A 14,047-nucleotide genomic window follows, 5' to 3' on the forward strand; every position below is an offset into this window, starting at 1 on the left:
CGGGGCGGATTCGCTTCCTGCTGCGTTGTCCCCGCAGCACAGGAGCTTCACGATGAACAGCGACGATCTCGCCGACCACTATCGCAACTACATCGCCTGCCTGAACCGGCAGGACTGGCCGGCGCTCGGCCAGTTCGTGCATGACGATGTCGTCCACAACGCGCGGCCGCTCGGCCTGTCCGGCTATCGCGCGATGCTGGAGCGGGATTTTCGCGAAATCCCGGATCTGCATTTCAACATCGCGCTGCTGATCTGCGATCCGCCCCGCATCGCCTCTCGGCTCGCATTCGACTGCACGCCGTCCGGATACTTCCTGGGGCTCGATGTGAACGGCAGGCGCGTGTCGTTCTGCGAGAACGTGTTCTACGACTTCCACGACGGAAAGATCCGGCGGGTCTGGTCGGTAATCGACAAGGCGGCGATCGAGGCGCAGCTCTGACGCTGCGCCTCGACGTCGAACTCACGCCGCCACCGGCGCCGCCTCGCCTTGCGGCTTCGCAAATGGCCTGAACATCATCGCCATCAGGAAGGCGCCGAGGCCCATCGCCCAGGAGCCGATATAGAGCCAGGCGTAGCTGGAGAACGCATCGTAGATCAGGCCGCCGGCGAGCGGGCCTGTCGCCATGCCGAGACTGCCGGCCATTGCGGTGCCGCCGATCACGGTGCCCATCATCTTCAGCGGAAAGTTCTCGCGCGCCAGCACGGCATAGAGCGGCATGGTGCCGGCATAGATGAAGCCGAAGATGGCCCCGACCGCGTAGAACGTTGCGAGCTGATTTGCGAAGACGTAAGCGAGCGCGCCGAAGGCCTGCAACAGGAGGCCCGTGACCAGCACGCGCTTGGCGCCGAAACGGTCGCCCATCAGGCCGAAGGCGATGCGGCCGCCCATGCCGGCGAAGCCCTCGACGCTGTAGATCGTCACCGCCGCGATCAGCGGGATGCCGCAGCTCACGGCGTAGCTGACGGTATGGATGATCGGGCCGGAATGGGTGGCGCAGCAGAAGAAATTGGTGGCGAGCAGGATCAGGAATTGCGGCGAGCGCAGCGCCTCGCCCATCGACATGTCCGCCGGCGGCGCCCCCTCGCCCGTCGGTGCCGCCACGGCATGTGCGAGCGCCGGCGGACGGCGCACCAGCAGCGAGGCCGGGATCATGATGGCGGCGACCACCAGCGCCACGATTTGCATCGAGGTGCGCCAGTCATGGCTGGATACGAGCCAGGCGGCCAGCGGCGACATCGTCATCGGCGCCATGCCCATGCCGGCCGAGACCAGCGACACGGCGAGGCTGCGATGGGTCTCAAACCAGCCGGTGACGGTCGCCATCATCGGCGCGAAGATCGCAGCGCAGGAAGCGCCGACCAGCAGGCCGAACACGAACTGGAACACGATCAGCGACGTCGCATGGCTCGCGGCGAACAGGCTGAGCGCCAGCACCGTCGAGCCGGTCAACACCACCGGCAGCGGCCCGAACCGATCCGTCGCCGTGCCCCAGGCCATGCTGGTGAAGGCCATCGCCAGAAAGCCAATCGTCATCGCGCTGGAAATGCCGGTCACCGACCAGCCGGTGTCCTTCGCGATCGGCTGGAGGAACACCGGCAGCGAAAACATACCGCCGATGGCGACGCAGCCGAGCAAGCCGCCGGCGGCGACGATCACCCAGCGGTAGGGGGATTGGGTCATTTTGGTCTCCCGTCAGATCTGTCTTGGGTGGAAGACGAATGGGAACGGGCGGGGCAGACAGGCCGACGCAAATTTTGCGGCACGCTTTTGTGATCTGCCAACAAGAAACGCGAAAACAACCCCATGCACAGTAGCCGGGTGCTGTGGGATCAATGACTTACGGTGCCGGCAACTGACGATGTCGGGAACCGATTTGACTCGTCGGGCAAAACACCGGCACAATGGCATCATCCCACAGAACCTAATCTCGTCCACGATCCCCGATCGTGACCATCGGCCCGGACGCTCGCCGCTCGACGGCGGCATGCAGCCGTGTCCAACGATGTGCTCCGCCATCTGCGCCCTGAATTGCAGGAACATCACCCATGCCGAAGATCGACCTCGCCGCCGTGCCGGCCCGCAAGGGCTCCGGCTATCCGGCTCCCTTCAGCGCCCCCTGTGCCGAGCGCATCCGGCAGCGGCTCGGCAATGCCGCAGGCCTGACGGATTTCGGCGTCAACCTGATGCGGCTGCCGCCGGGCGGCTGGTCGAGCCAGCGCCACTGGCACTCGCACGAGGACGAATTCGTCTATGTGCTGGACGGCGAAGTGACGCTGATCGAGGACGACGGTGAGACCGTGCTGCGCGCGGGCGATTGCGCCGCGTTCCCAAAAGCAAGCGGCAACGGCCATCACATGATCAACAGGTCGAATGCAACGGCGGTCTATCTCGAAGTCGGCTCGCGCTCACAGGACGACCTCATCACCTGCTCCGACATCGACATGATGAGCCCGGCATCCGACGGCCGCTTCCTGCACAAGGACGGCACGCCGTATCCGGACGCGTGATCCGGAAACGGCCAACCCCTTACAGCAGGGCTGTCGCATGTGACGAAAAACTTGGCGAATAGCTCGCCCGCCGCCATCCTTCGAGACGCCCGCCTGCGGCGGGCCCTCAGGATGAGGTCGGTTTTTGCGGCGAAATATCAGACCCTCATGGTGAGGAGCCCGCCAAAGCGGGCGTCTCGAACCATGCAGGCCGAGCTCATCCCACAGCCTCCAACGTCATCTGCGATAGCCCTGCCCCTTACAGGGCTGCGCTGCGCCGCCACGTGCTGACGGTGAGCCAGACCGCCGAGACCAGAAAGTAGAGCGCGCCGACCGCGGCATAGCCCGCGACATTCGCGATCGACGGCACCGCAGGCATCGAGGCCTGAAAGATGAAGAAGCCGCCCGCCAGCGCCGACTGGCCACCGCTGAGCGCCATGGCCCACTGCGCGCCGAAACGCTTCCAGCGCCGCACGGCCGTGCCGAGCTGGAGCAATCCGGACAGGATCGCCCAGGCCCCGAAGATCCCGAGCACCCAGTTCATGCTCACGCGCAAGGCCAGGATGACGGCGATGGTGGTTGCCAGACTGACCAGCGCGTTCAGGCCCTGCGTGCGGTTCTGGTTCAACCCGCCGCTGCAGAGCGCGTCGAGATAATTGGCCGCAGCGTCCCATGCCGGATAGGCGACGAGCAACGTTGCTGCGATCACCGCAGACGACGGCGCGATGGTAAGGGCCGCAATGACCCAGGCGACGGAAAACGCGGCACGAAGGAAGTAGTACTGCTTCAACCATTGCGCCTGGTCGGTGGTCTCCGAAGTCAGCTCACGGTCTCTCATTGCTCTCTCCTTACCTACTAGTTGGTAGTTTTTACGCACGACAGAATGGCCCCGCCGCCTTGCCGGCTTGCAGCATGTGTCGCCCTTGTCCGTCAGTGCCTTATGGAAAGCCGGTCCAGCAGCGGCCGGGTGATGATGCCGAACATCTTCGGATCGCCATAGGCGCGCGCCGACAGCATCGCGCCATGAACGGTCGCCATGAATCCTTCCGCCTCGATCCGGGGTGTGCTGGAGAGATGGAGCCGGCCCTGCCGCTTGCCGCGCTCCATCACGGAGGTCAGCCACGAGGCCAGCGCGCGGAAATGGGCCCGGACCTCGAGCGCCACGTCCTCGGGCAGGATCGGAAGCTCGCTGGCAAGGAGCGCGCAGACGCAGAAGGGAGCCGTCGCGTCCTTGATGCACGCCTCCCAGTAGGCCACATAGCTTCTGAGCTGTTCGGCCGGATCCGAGATGTTGCGTTCGAGCGCCGACAGCCCGGCCTGGGCCTCCTCGCGATAGCGCGACACGAGCGTGCGGACCAGATCGACCTTGCTGGCGAAATGGTGGTGGATGCTGGGCTTGCGGATGCCGACGATCTCGGCCACGTCGGCGTAGCTGAAGCCGTTGTAGCCGCCTGCAATGATCAGCGTGCGTGCGCAGGCGAGAATATCGTCGGCCGTTGATGAAGGACTACTCATGCCAGAGCATCTACCTTCCAGTTGGTAGACAATCAAGATGGGGTGCTTCAATGATCCGTGAGTGGTAGGAGCCTTGAATGACCATCCGCCCCATCCTCCGCTATCCCGACCGCCGGCTCGCAGCCCCTGCCCGCCCCGTGACCGCATTCGACGACGGCTTGCGCGAGCTCGCAGCGGATTTACTGGAGACGATGCGCGCCGCGCCGGGCATCGGCATCACCGCGCCGCATATCGGCGTGCCCTTGCGCGTCGTCGTGCTCGAGCTCGACGCCAAGGAGGGCCCGCAGCCCTACGTCAATCCACAGATCGAATGGGTCTCAAGCGAGATGATCCTGCATCGCGAGGGCAGCGTCTCGATGCCGGGCGTCAACGATGAGGTCCAGCGCCACGCCCGCGTGCGGATCAGCTATCAGGATCTCGATGGCAACACACGAACCGAGGAATCGGACGGCTTGCGCGCGGTGTGCCACCAGCACGAGATCGACCAGCTCGACGGCATGTTCTGGATCCAGCGGCTGTCGCGGCTGAAGCGGGAGCGGCTGGTGAAGAAGTTCGAGAAGATGTCGCGGGATTCGTAGGGTCGGTTAGTTGTTGGGGAGCCACGTCCGAACATAAGGCGCGCAACAAGAACTATAGCAAACGATGATTTCGCCCCTGGCCCTGAACCGACGCCGAGCGAGAGTCTTGGCACTGCCGCTATCGCGGACGGAGAAGACTAAGCATCCGACAGATCCAGACTTCGGCCTTTGACCCGTTGCGGGCGTCAAGAAGATGCGCTCCAGCTGGCCACCGAGTTGCCCGAGCATCGCCAATCAGCAGACTTGATCTCGCGGGTGCACCCGGTGCCTCGCCCAAATCGGTCAGAGCAAAACGCTGCTCCGTTCGCTCGGTAAGGATGCCGAGGCTCGCCAGCGTGCGCATCAGCCTGTGTAACGAGGGCGCACCCAACTCGGACCGCAGGACGGCCGGCCTTAACAACCAACAAAGCCAATTGCTCCAGCGCGGATTCACGGCTAATTTCCTTGTCCTCGTCTGGGCAGATAAGCCGGGGACGAACATGGCACGATTGGGACCAGTCGCTCAGGCGGCAGGTGCACTCACCATAATTCTCGTATGTACGGCGGGCGCGGACGCGCAGATCACCGACAAGCCGCCGTTCTGGGCCTACACTTACAACCCGCCCGACTTCAAGCCGCCGCCCGATGACGGCCAACCTCGCCACGTTCCCGACAGCACGGCGAGCTATACGGTCCCACAAACGCGTAATCGCTTCCTGGCGCCGGATTGGCACCCAGGTGACCATCCGGCGATGCCGGCAGTCGTGGCGAGCGGCCGCCAGCCTGACGTCTACGCCTGCGGCTTCTGCCATCGTGCCTCTGGCACGGGTGGCCCGGAGAACGCTGATATCGCTGGCCTGCCAGTCGCCTATTTTATTCAGCAGATGCAGGACTACAGGAGCGGCAAACGCTCGACAGCACTACCCGACCGCATTCCGCAAGCCTGGATGATCTCGCTCGCGAAGGCTGCGAACGACGACGAGATCAAGGCGGCGGCTGAATATTTTGCCGCCATTAAGCCCAAGAAGTTGGTCGACGTTGTGGAGACTGAGACCGTGCCGAAACCGACGGTCGCCGGCTGGTTCTTCGTCACTAAAAACGATGAACGCGAGCCGATCGGCATGCGCATCATCGAGACGCCTGCGGACGTCGACCGCTTCGCCAATCGCGACTCGCGCGTCCGCTTTATCGCCTATGTGCCGCCCGGTAGCGTCGCTACCGGCCGCGGGCTGGCCGCGAAGCCGGAAATCGCCTGCGCCGCCTGCCATGGCGAGAAACTGACCGGCACCGAGGTCGTGCCGGGCATCGCCGGGCGCTCGCCGACCTACATCTTCCGCCAGCTCTACGAATACCGGCACGGCTTCCGCGCCGGGTCGGAAAGCAAGCCGATGATCGACGTGGTCAAAGCGCTCAACGAGGCAGACTTTTTGGCACTTGCCGCCTATCTCGCCACGCTGGAGCGGTGAAGCGGTGCCGACGGTCACCTGCTGAACTTGTTATGTTTGGGCGGGCGCGGCAATGACGGGATCAGTGCCGAGCCGGAATACTGACGTTTGGTACCCGTCCCAAGAAACTTGCGAGCAGCATGAGAGCGTACTGGCGCGGCCACTAGTCAAGAAACTGGACTACCTTGGTGCCTCTCTGACGTTAAAGTTCTTGCATGAAAGGCTATGGATCATTTTGCCCCGTAGCCAAAGCTGCGGAAATTCTCACGGAGCGGTGGACTCCGCTCGTGCTCCGCGAGCTGTTGCTAGGGTCTCGCCACTTCAACCAGCTTCGCCGCGGCCCCAGATGTCGCCGACCCTCCTCTCCAAGCGCCTTCAAACGCCCGCCTGGTGCACAGCCCGTCACCGGCCCTTTGGCAATCCGTGATTTCTTTGCTGGGCGGGGAAGAAGTGTCAGAAATCACAAGGTTGAGCTGGTCGATGTGTTGTCCATCGGAAACATGCCTATACCACCTCACATTTCACAGCCACGTTAGTGGTGAATGAGAAGCCGGCGCCAATTTCTGGCAGCACCGTGAGACTCCTTGAACGCCAACCCGACGGACAGTGGAAGATCAAGTCTCATATCTTCGTTCGAGAATAAATTCACGGGTGCCACAGCCATCCGGTCAGGCACCCACAAACCAGATGCGGAGTCGCAGGTGGTTATGTTTTTGAGACCGCCCTTGTGTCCCGGAGCTGCCACCGGCCGGGAACTGGCCGCTGGATGTTCCCATTTCTGGCAGCTTGAATGCCGATCACATCGGTTTGAGCAACGGAACATCCGTCGGTCCTCCGTATTCAATCACAGATCACAGAGAAGGGAGCGTTCAATGATGAGATTGAAGATCGCCAGTCTTGCCATTCTCAGCGGTGCGGCCGTTGTCGTCTCCGCGCTCGCGAGCCCAGCGATGGCCGAGGGTAAAATGGCCAAGGGTGGGAAGTACACTCAGGTCCAGACCAAGGGATCTCAAGCATCCGCCAAGGGCCACGTTCAGCGTCACGCGACCTACCGCAACCAGCGGATCCGTAGCGCCAATGCCGCCTTGCCGGACGGGAGAATGTATCGCAGGCCTGCCGGGCCCGGTGAGGTAGCGGGCAATGTCGTGGGCGGCGCGGTCGCGACCGCGGGGGCGATCGCAACTGCACCCTTCCGAGCCTTCGACAACAGTTACAATTATCATGGCTACGGCTATGGCGGCCGCGACTGGAAGACTTACGCCGACCATAACAAGCTTGCCTGCACGCCCGGCACCACGTTCAAGGGTGCGGACGGCCGGCAGCATCCCTGCCAGTAATCTCATTCGACACAAAGAGGAGAAAGGCGGCCGCTCGGGCCGCCTTTCTTTGAGCGCGAGCAAGAGCGAGACTTCGCTCACTCACGCCCGCTTCCGGCCCATCGCGATATTGCGCTGCGCAGCGTCCGCCGGGGTCCTCGCCGGCCTTGATCTCGTCGCCGTTCGCTGCGATCGGCTGATTGTCAAGCGGTTCGAGACGTTGTCGCGGCGGTGAACGTGGCGGGATGGCGCCTTCCACGCGTTCTCAGGCCCTCTTCCCGCCCCGTTTGATCACGGGCGCCTTCCGACGCTCTCGTTTGCCGCGCGCGATCTCCGTCGCCAGCGCGTCCAGCTTCGGCTCCCAAAAACTCCTGAACCGGCCGATCCACGCATCGACCGCCTGAAGCCCCGCAACGTCGACCGAATAGAGCCGTCTCTGCGCCTCCGCCCGGACGATTGCAAAGCCGCTCTCGCGCAGCACCTTGAGGTGCTGCGACACGGCCGCCTGGGTGATTCCGAACTCGGCCCCGATCGCTTCGACGACCTCACCGGACGCCATCTCCCCGGGCGCGAGCAGCTCGAGGATGCGACGGCGTACGGGATCGGCGAGGACCTCGAAGGCGTGCATCAGCTTCCCGTGCCCGGATGTGCGATGTCAGGCGGCATCTCGCCGCGATAGAACGCAATGGTGCGGTCCGAGCGCTCTTTTGCCGAGACAGGATCGACGCCGCTTGCGACGTGCGCCGCGCGCCAATACTCGCCACTTGTCGTCATGAATTCCTTGCCCTCGGGCGAGCCCATCCATGCCTCGGCCGTCTCATGGTCGACGGATGCACCGGTCGCAAGATATCGCTCAAGTCCCGCAAGCGCGAGGTCCCAACCGATGCCCACCGCACCCGGGCCGAACTGATTCCAATGATCCTCGATGATCGCGGTGTGCTCAAGCGTCAAGCGCGCCTGACTTCGTTCGGCTGTCAGCCTGACGTCGATCCAGCTCACGGCTCCGGCGAATTCCCAGGTCGCTGCAAAATGGGTCGGCGGCGCGCACGCCGTGATGGTGCCGCCCGCGTTGCCCTTGAGCTGGTACCTGCCGCCGAGCTGGAGGTCCCCCTCGACCGGCAAAAACCAGCGCGGAATGCGCTCTCTGCTGGTCACGGCGTCCCAGAGATCTTCGACGCTGGTCTCGTAAAGCCGTGTCAATGTCACCGCACTGGCCGCTTTCCCATCTTTGTCGAAGTTCTTCACCGAACGCGTGACAAGCCCCAAAACCCTGGCGACGTCGATCTCCATCTGCGTTCTCCTTGCCATGTCGTGCGAGGATGAATATCGGTCTATACTAATATAAGTCAATCCTTATATTATGGCCCGGGTTGCCCTAGCGAACAGTGCCGATGCCCGCCAGGATGAGATCGACGCCGGCAAGAAACTGCTCGCGGTCATCGTGGTCGCGCAGCCGGGTCGCCATCTGTCGCACGAACGGATATCGCGCGGGATCAAGCGCGGCCCACTGCGCGGCAACGGATGCGAGGAAAGCCGATCGATCCGTATCGGGCGCATGGACGCGGGCGTTCGCGGCGTTCTGGCCGGCGACACCGAGGATGTAGTGCACGAGCGCGGACGCTGCGTCGAATTGCGCAGCGTGGGGCACGCCGAGCGCCTGGAGCCGTCCGCCGACACCCTCGATGATCTCCAGCATCGCGGGTCGCCATGGCTCGCGGAAGAGCTGTGCACCGACCCAGGGATGGACATCGATCGCGTCGAACACGCCGAGGGCCACCGCGCGGATCGCCTCGCGCGGCTCGGCGCCACCGGCCACCTCGCTCATGACGCGCGCGATGATCGCGTCGGTGGCCGCCGCGAGCAGCTCGTTCTTGTCCGCAACGTGCCAGTAGATGGCCCCGCTTCCGGTCGCCAGATGCGCAGCGAGCGCGCGGACGGTCAGCGCGGCCTCGCCGTCGGTGTCGAGGATCTCGATCGCGGCCGCGATGATCCGCTCCCTCGAGAGCGCGTCGGTGCGCCGTTCAATCCGGTGGGTCTTCTTCGCCATAGGGACCATCTTGACATGCATGGAACGCTGCTCCAATACAATGGAACATCGTTCCATAATCCATCGTAAAGGACCCGATGACGTCACCGGTCACGATTGTCGGTGCTGGGCTCGGCGGCCTCACCCTCGCCCGCGTCCTCCACCTTCAGGGCATTCCAGCCACCGTCTACGAGGCCGAGAGCTCGCCGATGGCCCGGGCGCAAGGCGGGATGCTCGACATCCACGACGACAGCGGCCAGCTCGCCCTCAAGGCAGCGGGCCTGTTCGACGAATTCCTGGGGCTGATCCATCCGGGCGGCCAGGCGTCGCGCCTGCTCGACCGGAACGGCAAGGTGCTGCTCGACGAGCCGGACGACGGCACAGGCGGACGACCCGAGGTGCATCGGGGCGCCCTGCGGCGCATCCTTTTGGACTCCCTTCCTGCGGAGACAATTCGATGGGGGAAGAAGCTCGCGAATGTCGTCGCGCGCGGCAACGGGCGGCATGAGCTGATATTCGCCGACGGCTCCAGCGCGAGCACGGAGCTGCTCGTGGGCGCTGACGGAGCCTGGTCGAAGGTGCGGCCACTGCTGTCGGTTGCTGCGCCGGAATATGTCGGCACGTCGTTCATCGAGACTTATCTTCGCGACGCCGACGCGCGGCATTCAGCTGCGGCCGCGGCAGTCGGCGGCGGCGCCCTGTTCGCGAACGCGCCCGGCAAAGGCATTTTTGCGCACCGCGAACCAGACGGCGTGCTTCACGCCTATCTCGCGCTGAACCGTTCCGCCGAATGGTTCGCCGCCATCGACTTCAGCGACGCTCCCGCAGCGATCGCGCGCATCGCGGCCGAGTTCGACGGCTGGGCGGCGGCCCTCACCGCGCTGATCACCGACGCCGATACGCCGCCGGTCCTGCGCATGCTCCATACATTGCCGAGCGACCATCGCTGGGATCGCGTAGCCAGGGTGACCTTGCTCGGCGACGCCGCGCATTTGATGCCGCCGGCCGGCGACGGCGCGAACCTTGCGATGCTCGACGGCGCCGAGCTCGGCGCGGCCATCGCCGCGCGCCCCGACGACATCGAAACAGCGCTTGCGACCTACGAGGCCACGCTGTTTCCCCGCAGCCATTCCGCCGCGGTCGGCGCGCACGAGATGCTGGAGCTTTGTCTGGGCGAGCGCGCGCCGGATAGCCTGGTGGAGTTTTTCACCGGGATGCGCGAGATGGCGCGGGATTTGTAGGGTGGGTTAGCCGAAGGCGTAACCCACCACTATCTCTCTTCGCGGAAGCCACCCTACATGCCCACTATTTCAGCGGCAGAAAAAGCTCCGCGACGGTCTCATGTTCCGGCACCTCTGGGAAGAAGCTGAGCCTCTGGCAATAGATCGGGAAATCGCGCGCTTCCTCGCCGCTGGCCGGAAGCCAGTCGCGATAAAGATAGAGCGCGGCGGGCTCCAGATTGTCGGTGTAGCCGACCACGCGCAGCACGGCGCAGCGTCCGCCGGGGATCTCGCCGGCCTTGATCCCGTCGCCGTTCGCCGCGATCGGCTGGTCGGTCCCGACACAAAGGTCCACGCTGTAATCGGCGGGCGAGGCAGGACGTCGCTCGGATCGCCAGACATTGAAGGTCGGATTTGTGCTGGGGTGCAGGCCAGCGGCCTTGCGCCAGGCGATGAAGCGCCGGATGGTATCGCCGAGCGTCGCCGGGTCGCCACGATGCTCCATGATCGCCACCTTTGTGGTGGGCACATCGCGGATCGTCACATCGTCACTGGTAAAAGTCTTCATGAGCTTGTTCCTCGCATTGTCGAGAGGCCCGAAGGCCGCAAGCCACGGCTCCCAGTCGGGAGACTTCCGGAACGACGACGGCGACTGCCCGAACCGTTGCCGAAAGGCGCGGGCGAAGGCGTCCGGTGCGTCATAACCGGCATCCATCGCGATGTCAGTGACATCAAGGGCGTCACTGTAGGCCAGCTGATGCGACGCGCGCTTCATGCGGGCCAGCTGGACATAGCGATGCACTGATAAGCCGAAGGTCGCCGAAAACTGCCGGTGGAAATGAAACTTCGAGAAGGCCGCAACACCGCTCAGCGTGTCCAGGTCAAGATCATCGTCGAGATGCCGGTCAATATGGTCCAGCACCCGCCGCATCCGCTCCTGATAGTTTTGCAGCGCCGCCTTCATGGTCCCTCCTCCGTGGCGGCTTCAGTTAGGTGCGGATGGCCGTGATGTGCTCGACCGATCTTGCGGTTTGACAGGGGACCCGTAGCCCGGATGGAGCGCAGCGCAATCCGGGATTCGTACCACACAGGCAGTTGCGCGATGCGGTGGGTCTGTCCCGGATTACGCTTTCGCTCCATCCGGGCTACGAAGAGGTCGCGCGTTTACCCGCCGGCCATCAGCTCCTTCGCCAGCGCCATGTAGGCCGGCAGCGTCACGGGATCGTTGGCGGCGTTGCCCGCGACGGGGTGCGAGGCGTAGCGCGCGATCACCATCTCGGCCTTGGGATCGATGTAGATGCCCTGGCCATGGACGCCGCGCGCCATGTAGGCGCCGTGGGCGTTGTGGCTGACCCACCATTGATTGCGGTAGGAGGCGCCCGGCAGCGTGGTGTAGCCGGCGAGCTTGAACTTATCAGGATCGCCGCCGCGCGCAATGTCCTCGACCACGGACGACGGCACGATCTGGCGGCCGTTGAAGCGGCCGTGATTGCGCATGGTCTCGCCGAAGCGGGCGAGATCGCGCAAGCTGGTGGAGAGACCACCACCGCCGCTTTCGGTGCCGATGCGGTCGACATGATAATGCGCGTCCTCCTCGGCACCCATCGGCTGCCAGATGCGCTCGGAGAGCAGATCGGACAGCGTCATGCCGCTGGCGCGGCGACAGATCCAGGCCAGCACGTCGGTGTTGACGGTCTTGTAGGCAAAGGCCTTGCCGTGCTCGCCCTGCTTCTTCTGCGTGACGAGGAAATCGAAGATGGTGGTCGCGCCGTCATAGCCCGGCGGAATCGGCGCCATGCCGTTGGCGCGCCGCAGGCCCCACACGTCCGAATTCTTGTCGGTATAGACCTCGGTGTAGACAAGGCCGGTGGTCATATCCATGACCTCGTGCACGTGCGCGTCGCCGAACGCGCTGGCCTTCAGCTCCGGCACATAGTCCGTCACCGGCGCCTGCGGATCGATCCTGCCCTCGCTGACCAGCATGCCCGCGAGCACGCCGGTGAACGACTTCGTCACCGACATCGCGAGATGCGCCTTGTGCGGCTTCAGCGCACTGAAATAACGCTCATAGATCAGCTTGCCCCGATGCAGCACGGCGATGCCATCGGTGTACGTCTCCTCCAGCATTCTTGCGAAGGTCATGGGCCGCCCGTCCATCGTGGTGGAGGCCACGGCGCCGATGTCATGGTCTTCGCGCGGAAGCACCGATGCGGGCCCTGCCCCGCGCCAGACGTTCACCGTCGGCACCAGCTGGCGGATGTTGCTCCAGGCCCAGCGCAGTTCAGGGAAGCTGCGGAACGAGCCGTCCTGGAAGGTGATGGTGCGGTCGGCGAGCGGCGGAAATCCCTTCATCCAGCCGAGGGTTTCGGGGTCGGTCTCGGAGGCGGTGGCCGATGGTTGGCTGCGGGCGGGAGTGATGGACATGCAAGCAAGCTCCGGAGGCGAACGAAGGATGTCGTTCGTATCATGGCGGCCCCCGGTCAACATCCAGCGTTTGTGCCGAGGTGACCGTCGCCGCGCGCGTGACAATGCGTGTGCTCGCACCGTGTCGATGCCATCTGCGTCAAACTGCGCCGCTGACGCGCTGAACAAACATCGGCTTCAGGCGTCTATCATCCTTCGTCGGTCGACGACTGACGCAAGATGGAAGGGTTGTCATGAAAGTCAGCAAATTCGCGATAGCCGGGGCATCGTTCGAACGCTCGCCTGATCAGGACGGCGACATCTTCGTCGCCAACGCCGTCGACCAGCGCCACGGCGGACCGATCACCATCGGCTTCGGCCGCTATGCGCCGAACCAGAGCCTCGACGAGACGCTCGCCGTCGATGACGTTATGATCGTGCTCGAGGGGAAGCTGTCGGTGTCGAGCGACTCGGACACCGTCACCGCGGGTCCCGGCGAGATCGTCTACATGCCCAAGGGCAAGCAGGTCACCATCCGCTCGCATGAGAAAGGCGCCGTGACGGCCTATGTCACCTATCCGCATTGGCAGGTGGCGCGCCGATGATGCGTCTTGCCGGCGGATGATGCGACTGGCAGTAAGACCGGGTGGAGTAACCCGATGACCGATAGCGCGACGCCCAACCTTCCTTCGAGAGATTTCGGAGCGACGGCGAGGTTTTACGGAGAACTGGGCTTTGAACCGACCTGGCGCGACGGCGAGTGGATGATTCTGAAACGAGGCGATTTGGTGCTGGAGTTCTTCCCGCATCCCGATCTCGACCCTGCGACGAGCTGGTTCAGCTGCTGCCTCCGACTGGATGACGTCGACGCCTTCTTCGCGGCTACCCTCGCCGCCGGCGTACCTGAAACGACGAACGGCTGGCCCCGCGCGCACCGCCCAAAGAAAGAGGCCTGGGGAGGAATTGTGGGTGCCGTCATCGATCCCGACGGAACGCTTGTCAGGATCATTCAGAACGGAAATTGAATGGATTCATTCGCCGGCAGGTCCTTCAAGGCGGCCCCGAGGGACAGCGGCGC

General features: G+C 64.1%; 16 protein-coding genes. 8 read left to right on the forward strand and 8 right to left on the reverse strand.

All coding sequences use genetic code 11. The annotated features are described in order from the left end of the window. Positions 1 to 52: 52 nt before the first annotated feature. Entirely contained in the window at positions 53 to 439 is a 387-nt protein-coding gene (locus GPL20_RS28960) for an ester cyclase (protein ID WP_157334077.1), read from the forward strand. Between the two features lie 21 nt (positions 440 to 460). On the opposite strand, the gene GPL20_RS28965 is transcribed toward GPL20_RS28960, so the two are convergent. Further along, on the reverse strand, positions 461 to 1,681 hold the full coding sequence (locus GPL20_RS28965) for an MFS transporter (protein WP_157334079.1): 1,221 nt from the start codon (positions 1,679 to 1,681) through the stop codon (positions 461 to 463). Positions 1,682 to 2,046: 365 nt separating this feature from the next. Here GPL20_RS28965 and GPL20_RS28970 point away from each other — a divergent pair, with 365 nt between their 5' ends. Beyond that, the gene (locus tag GPL20_RS28970) at positions 2,047 to 2,508 is read left to right on the forward strand and encodes a cupin domain-containing protein (protein WP_157334081.1); all 462 of its coding nucleotides are present in this window, start codon (positions 2,047 to 2,049) and stop codon (positions 2,506 to 2,508) included. A gap of 238 nt (positions 2,509 to 2,746) precedes the next feature. On the opposite strand, the gene GPL20_RS28975 is transcribed toward GPL20_RS28970, so the two are convergent. Together GPL20_RS28975 and GPL20_RS28980 are read right to left on the reverse strand one after the other, a co-directional pair. Then, positions 2,747 to 3,325, reverse strand: a complete 579-nt coding sequence (locus tag GPL20_RS28975; protein WP_157334083.1) for a DUF308 domain-containing protein — start codon at positions 3,323 to 3,325, stop codon at positions 2,747 to 2,749. A 92-nt stretch (positions 3,326 to 3,417) separates the two neighbouring features. After that, positions 3,418 to 4,002, reverse strand: coding sequence for a TetR/AcrR family transcriptional regulator (locus tag GPL20_RS28980; protein WP_157334085.1), 585 nt, complete (start codon positions 4,000 to 4,002; stop codon positions 3,418 to 3,420). A gap of 77 nt (positions 4,003 to 4,079) precedes the next feature. Here GPL20_RS28980 and GPL20_RS28985 point away from each other — a divergent pair, with 77 nt between their 5' ends. From GPL20_RS28985 to GPL20_RS29000, 3 genes are all read left to right on the forward strand, one after another. Then, positions 4,080 to 4,580, forward strand: coding sequence for a peptide deformylase (locus tag GPL20_RS28985; protein WP_157334087.1), 501 nt, complete (start codon positions 4,080 to 4,082; stop codon positions 4,578 to 4,580). Positions 4,581 to 4,915: 335 nt separating this feature from the next. Next, entirely contained in the window at positions 4,916 to 6,025 is a 1,110-nt protein-coding gene (locus GPL20_RS28990) for a c-type cytochrome (protein WP_254125698.1), read from the forward strand. An 851-nt stretch (positions 6,026 to 6,876) separates the two neighbouring features. After that, positions 6,877 to 7,341: a hypothetical protein gene (locus GPL20_RS29000; RefSeq protein WP_246251067.1), complete on the forward strand. Its 465-nt coding sequence runs from the start codon at positions 6,877 to 6,879 to the stop codon at positions 7,339 to 7,341. Positions 7,342 to 7,585: 244 nt separating this feature from the next. On the opposite strand, the gene GPL20_RS29005 is transcribed toward GPL20_RS29000, so the two are convergent. The 3 genes from GPL20_RS29005 to GPL20_RS29015 all read right to left on the reverse strand — a co-directional run bounded on the left by GPL20_RS29005 (position 7,586) and on the right by GPL20_RS29015 (position 9,367). Continuing rightward, a complete protein-coding gene (locus GPL20_RS29005; protein ID WP_157334089.1) occupies positions 7,586 to 7,948 on the reverse strand; it encodes an ArsR/SmtB family transcription factor in 363 nt (120 codons plus the stop codon). Further along, positions 7,948 to 8,610 carry an SRPBCC family protein gene (locus GPL20_RS29010; RefSeq protein ID WP_157334091.1) on the reverse strand — a complete coding sequence of 221 codons (663 nt, stop codon included), beginning with the start codon at positions 8,608 to 8,610 and terminating at the stop codon, positions 7,948 to 7,950. Before GPL20_RS29010 ends, GPL20_RS29005 begins: the two co-directional genes overlap by 1 nt. A gap of 85 nt (positions 8,611 to 8,695) precedes the next feature. Then, entirely contained in the window at positions 8,696 to 9,367 is a 672-nt protein-coding gene (locus GPL20_RS29015) for a TetR/AcrR family transcriptional regulator (protein ID WP_205751213.1), read from the reverse strand. A 77-nt stretch (positions 9,368 to 9,444) separates the two neighbouring features. On the opposite strand from GPL20_RS29015, the gene GPL20_RS29020 reads away from it, so the two are divergent. Further along, on the forward strand, positions 9,445 to 10,587 hold the full coding sequence (locus GPL20_RS29020; protein ID WP_157334093.1) for an FAD-dependent oxidoreductase: 1,143 nt from the start codon (positions 9,445 to 9,447) through the stop codon (positions 10,585 to 10,587). Between the two features lie 64 nt (positions 10,588 to 10,651). Here GPL20_RS29020 and GPL20_RS29025 read toward each other — a convergent pair whose 3' ends face one another. Together GPL20_RS29025 and GPL20_RS29030 are read right to left on the reverse strand one after the other, a co-directional pair. Continuing rightward, positions 10,652 to 11,530: an AraC family transcriptional regulator gene (locus GPL20_RS29025; protein WP_157334095.1), complete on the reverse strand. Its 879-nt coding sequence runs from the start codon at positions 11,528 to 11,530 to the stop codon at positions 10,652 to 10,654. 200 nt (positions 11,531 to 11,730) lie between these two features. Next, complete coding sequence (locus GPL20_RS29030; RefSeq protein WP_157334097.1) at positions 11,731 to 12,990, reverse strand: serine hydrolase domain-containing protein; 1,260 nt, start codon at positions 12,988 to 12,990, stop codon at positions 11,731 to 11,733. A 233-nt stretch (positions 12,991 to 13,223) separates the two neighbouring features. On the opposite strand from GPL20_RS29030, the gene GPL20_RS29035 reads away from it, so the two are divergent. Together GPL20_RS29035 and GPL20_RS29040 are read left to right on the forward strand one after the other, a co-directional pair. Further along, complete coding sequence (locus GPL20_RS29035) at positions 13,224 to 13,574, forward strand: cupin domain-containing protein (protein WP_157334100.1); 351 nt, start codon at positions 13,224 to 13,226, stop codon at positions 13,572 to 13,574. 54 nt (positions 13,575 to 13,628) lie between these two features. Continuing rightward, on the forward strand, positions 13,629 to 13,994 hold the full coding sequence (locus GPL20_RS29040; RefSeq protein ID WP_157334102.1) for a bleomycin resistance protein: 366 nt from the start codon (positions 13,629 to 13,631) through the stop codon (positions 13,992 to 13,994). The last annotated feature ends 53 nt before the right edge of the window (positions 13,995 to 14,047 follow it).

Source organism: Bradyrhizobium cajani, from assembly GCF_009759665.1.
Classification (GTDB): domain Bacteria; phylum Pseudomonadota; class Alphaproteobacteria; order Rhizobiales; family Xanthobacteraceae; genus Bradyrhizobium; species Bradyrhizobium cajani.

Excerpts from the sequence above, each read along its gene's own strand:
- GPL20_RS28970 (WP_157334081.1), top strand. The coding sequence starts at position 2,047 with ATGCCGAAGATCGACCTCGCCGCCGTGCCGGCCCGCAAGGGCTCCGGC.
- GPL20_RS28980 (WP_157334085.1), bottom strand. The coding sequence starts at position 4,002 with ATGAGTAGTCCTTCATCAACGGCCGACGATATTCTCGCCTGCGCACGC.
- GPL20_RS28985 (WP_157334087.1), top strand. The coding sequence starts at position 4,080 with ATGACCATCCGCCCCATCCTCCGCTATCCCGACCGCCGGCTCGCAGCC.
- GPL20_RS29030 (WP_157334097.1), bottom strand. The coding sequence starts at position 12,990 with ATGTCCATCACTCCCGCCCGCAGCCAACCATCGGCCACCGCCTCCGAG.
- GPL20_RS28960 (WP_157334077.1), top strand. The coding sequence starts at position 53 with ATGAACAGCGACGATCTCGCCGACCACTATCGCAACTACATCGCCTGC.
- GPL20_RS29010 (WP_157334091.1), bottom strand. The coding sequence starts at position 8,610 with ATGGAGATCGACGTCGCCAGGGTTTTGGGGCTTGTCACGCGTTCGGTG.
- GPL20_RS29015 (WP_205751213.1), bottom strand. The coding sequence starts at position 9,367 with ATGGCGAAGAAGACCCACCGGATTGAACGGCGCACCGACGCGCTCTCG.
- GPL20_RS29005 (WP_157334089.1), bottom strand. The coding sequence starts at position 7,948 with ATGCACGCCTTCGAGGTCCTCGCCGATCCCGTACGCCGTCGCATCCTC.
- GPL20_RS29040 (WP_157334102.1), top strand. The coding sequence starts at position 13,629 with ATGACCGATAGCGCGACGCCCAACCTTCCTTCGAGAGATTTCGGAGCG.
- GPL20_RS29035 (WP_157334100.1), top strand. The coding sequence starts at position 13,224 with ATGAAAGTCAGCAAATTCGCGATAGCCGGGGCATCGTTCGAACGCTCG.
- GPL20_RS29020 (WP_157334093.1), top strand. The coding sequence starts at position 9,445 with ATGACGTCACCGGTCACGATTGTCGGTGCTGGGCTCGGCGGCCTCACC.
- GPL20_RS29025 (WP_157334095.1), bottom strand. The coding sequence starts at position 11,530 with ATGAAGGCGGCGCTGCAAAACTATCAGGAGCGGATGCGGCGGGTGCTG.
- GPL20_RS28965 (WP_157334079.1), bottom strand. The coding sequence starts at position 1,681 with ATGACCCAATCCCCCTACCGCTGGGTGATCGTCGCCGCCGGCGGCTTG.
- GPL20_RS29000 (WP_246251067.1), top strand. The coding sequence starts at position 6,877 with ATGATGAGATTGAAGATCGCCAGTCTTGCCATTCTCAGCGGTGCGGCC.
- GPL20_RS28975 (WP_157334083.1), bottom strand. The coding sequence starts at position 3,325 with ATGAGAGACCGTGAGCTGACTTCGGAGACCACCGACCAGGCGCAATGG.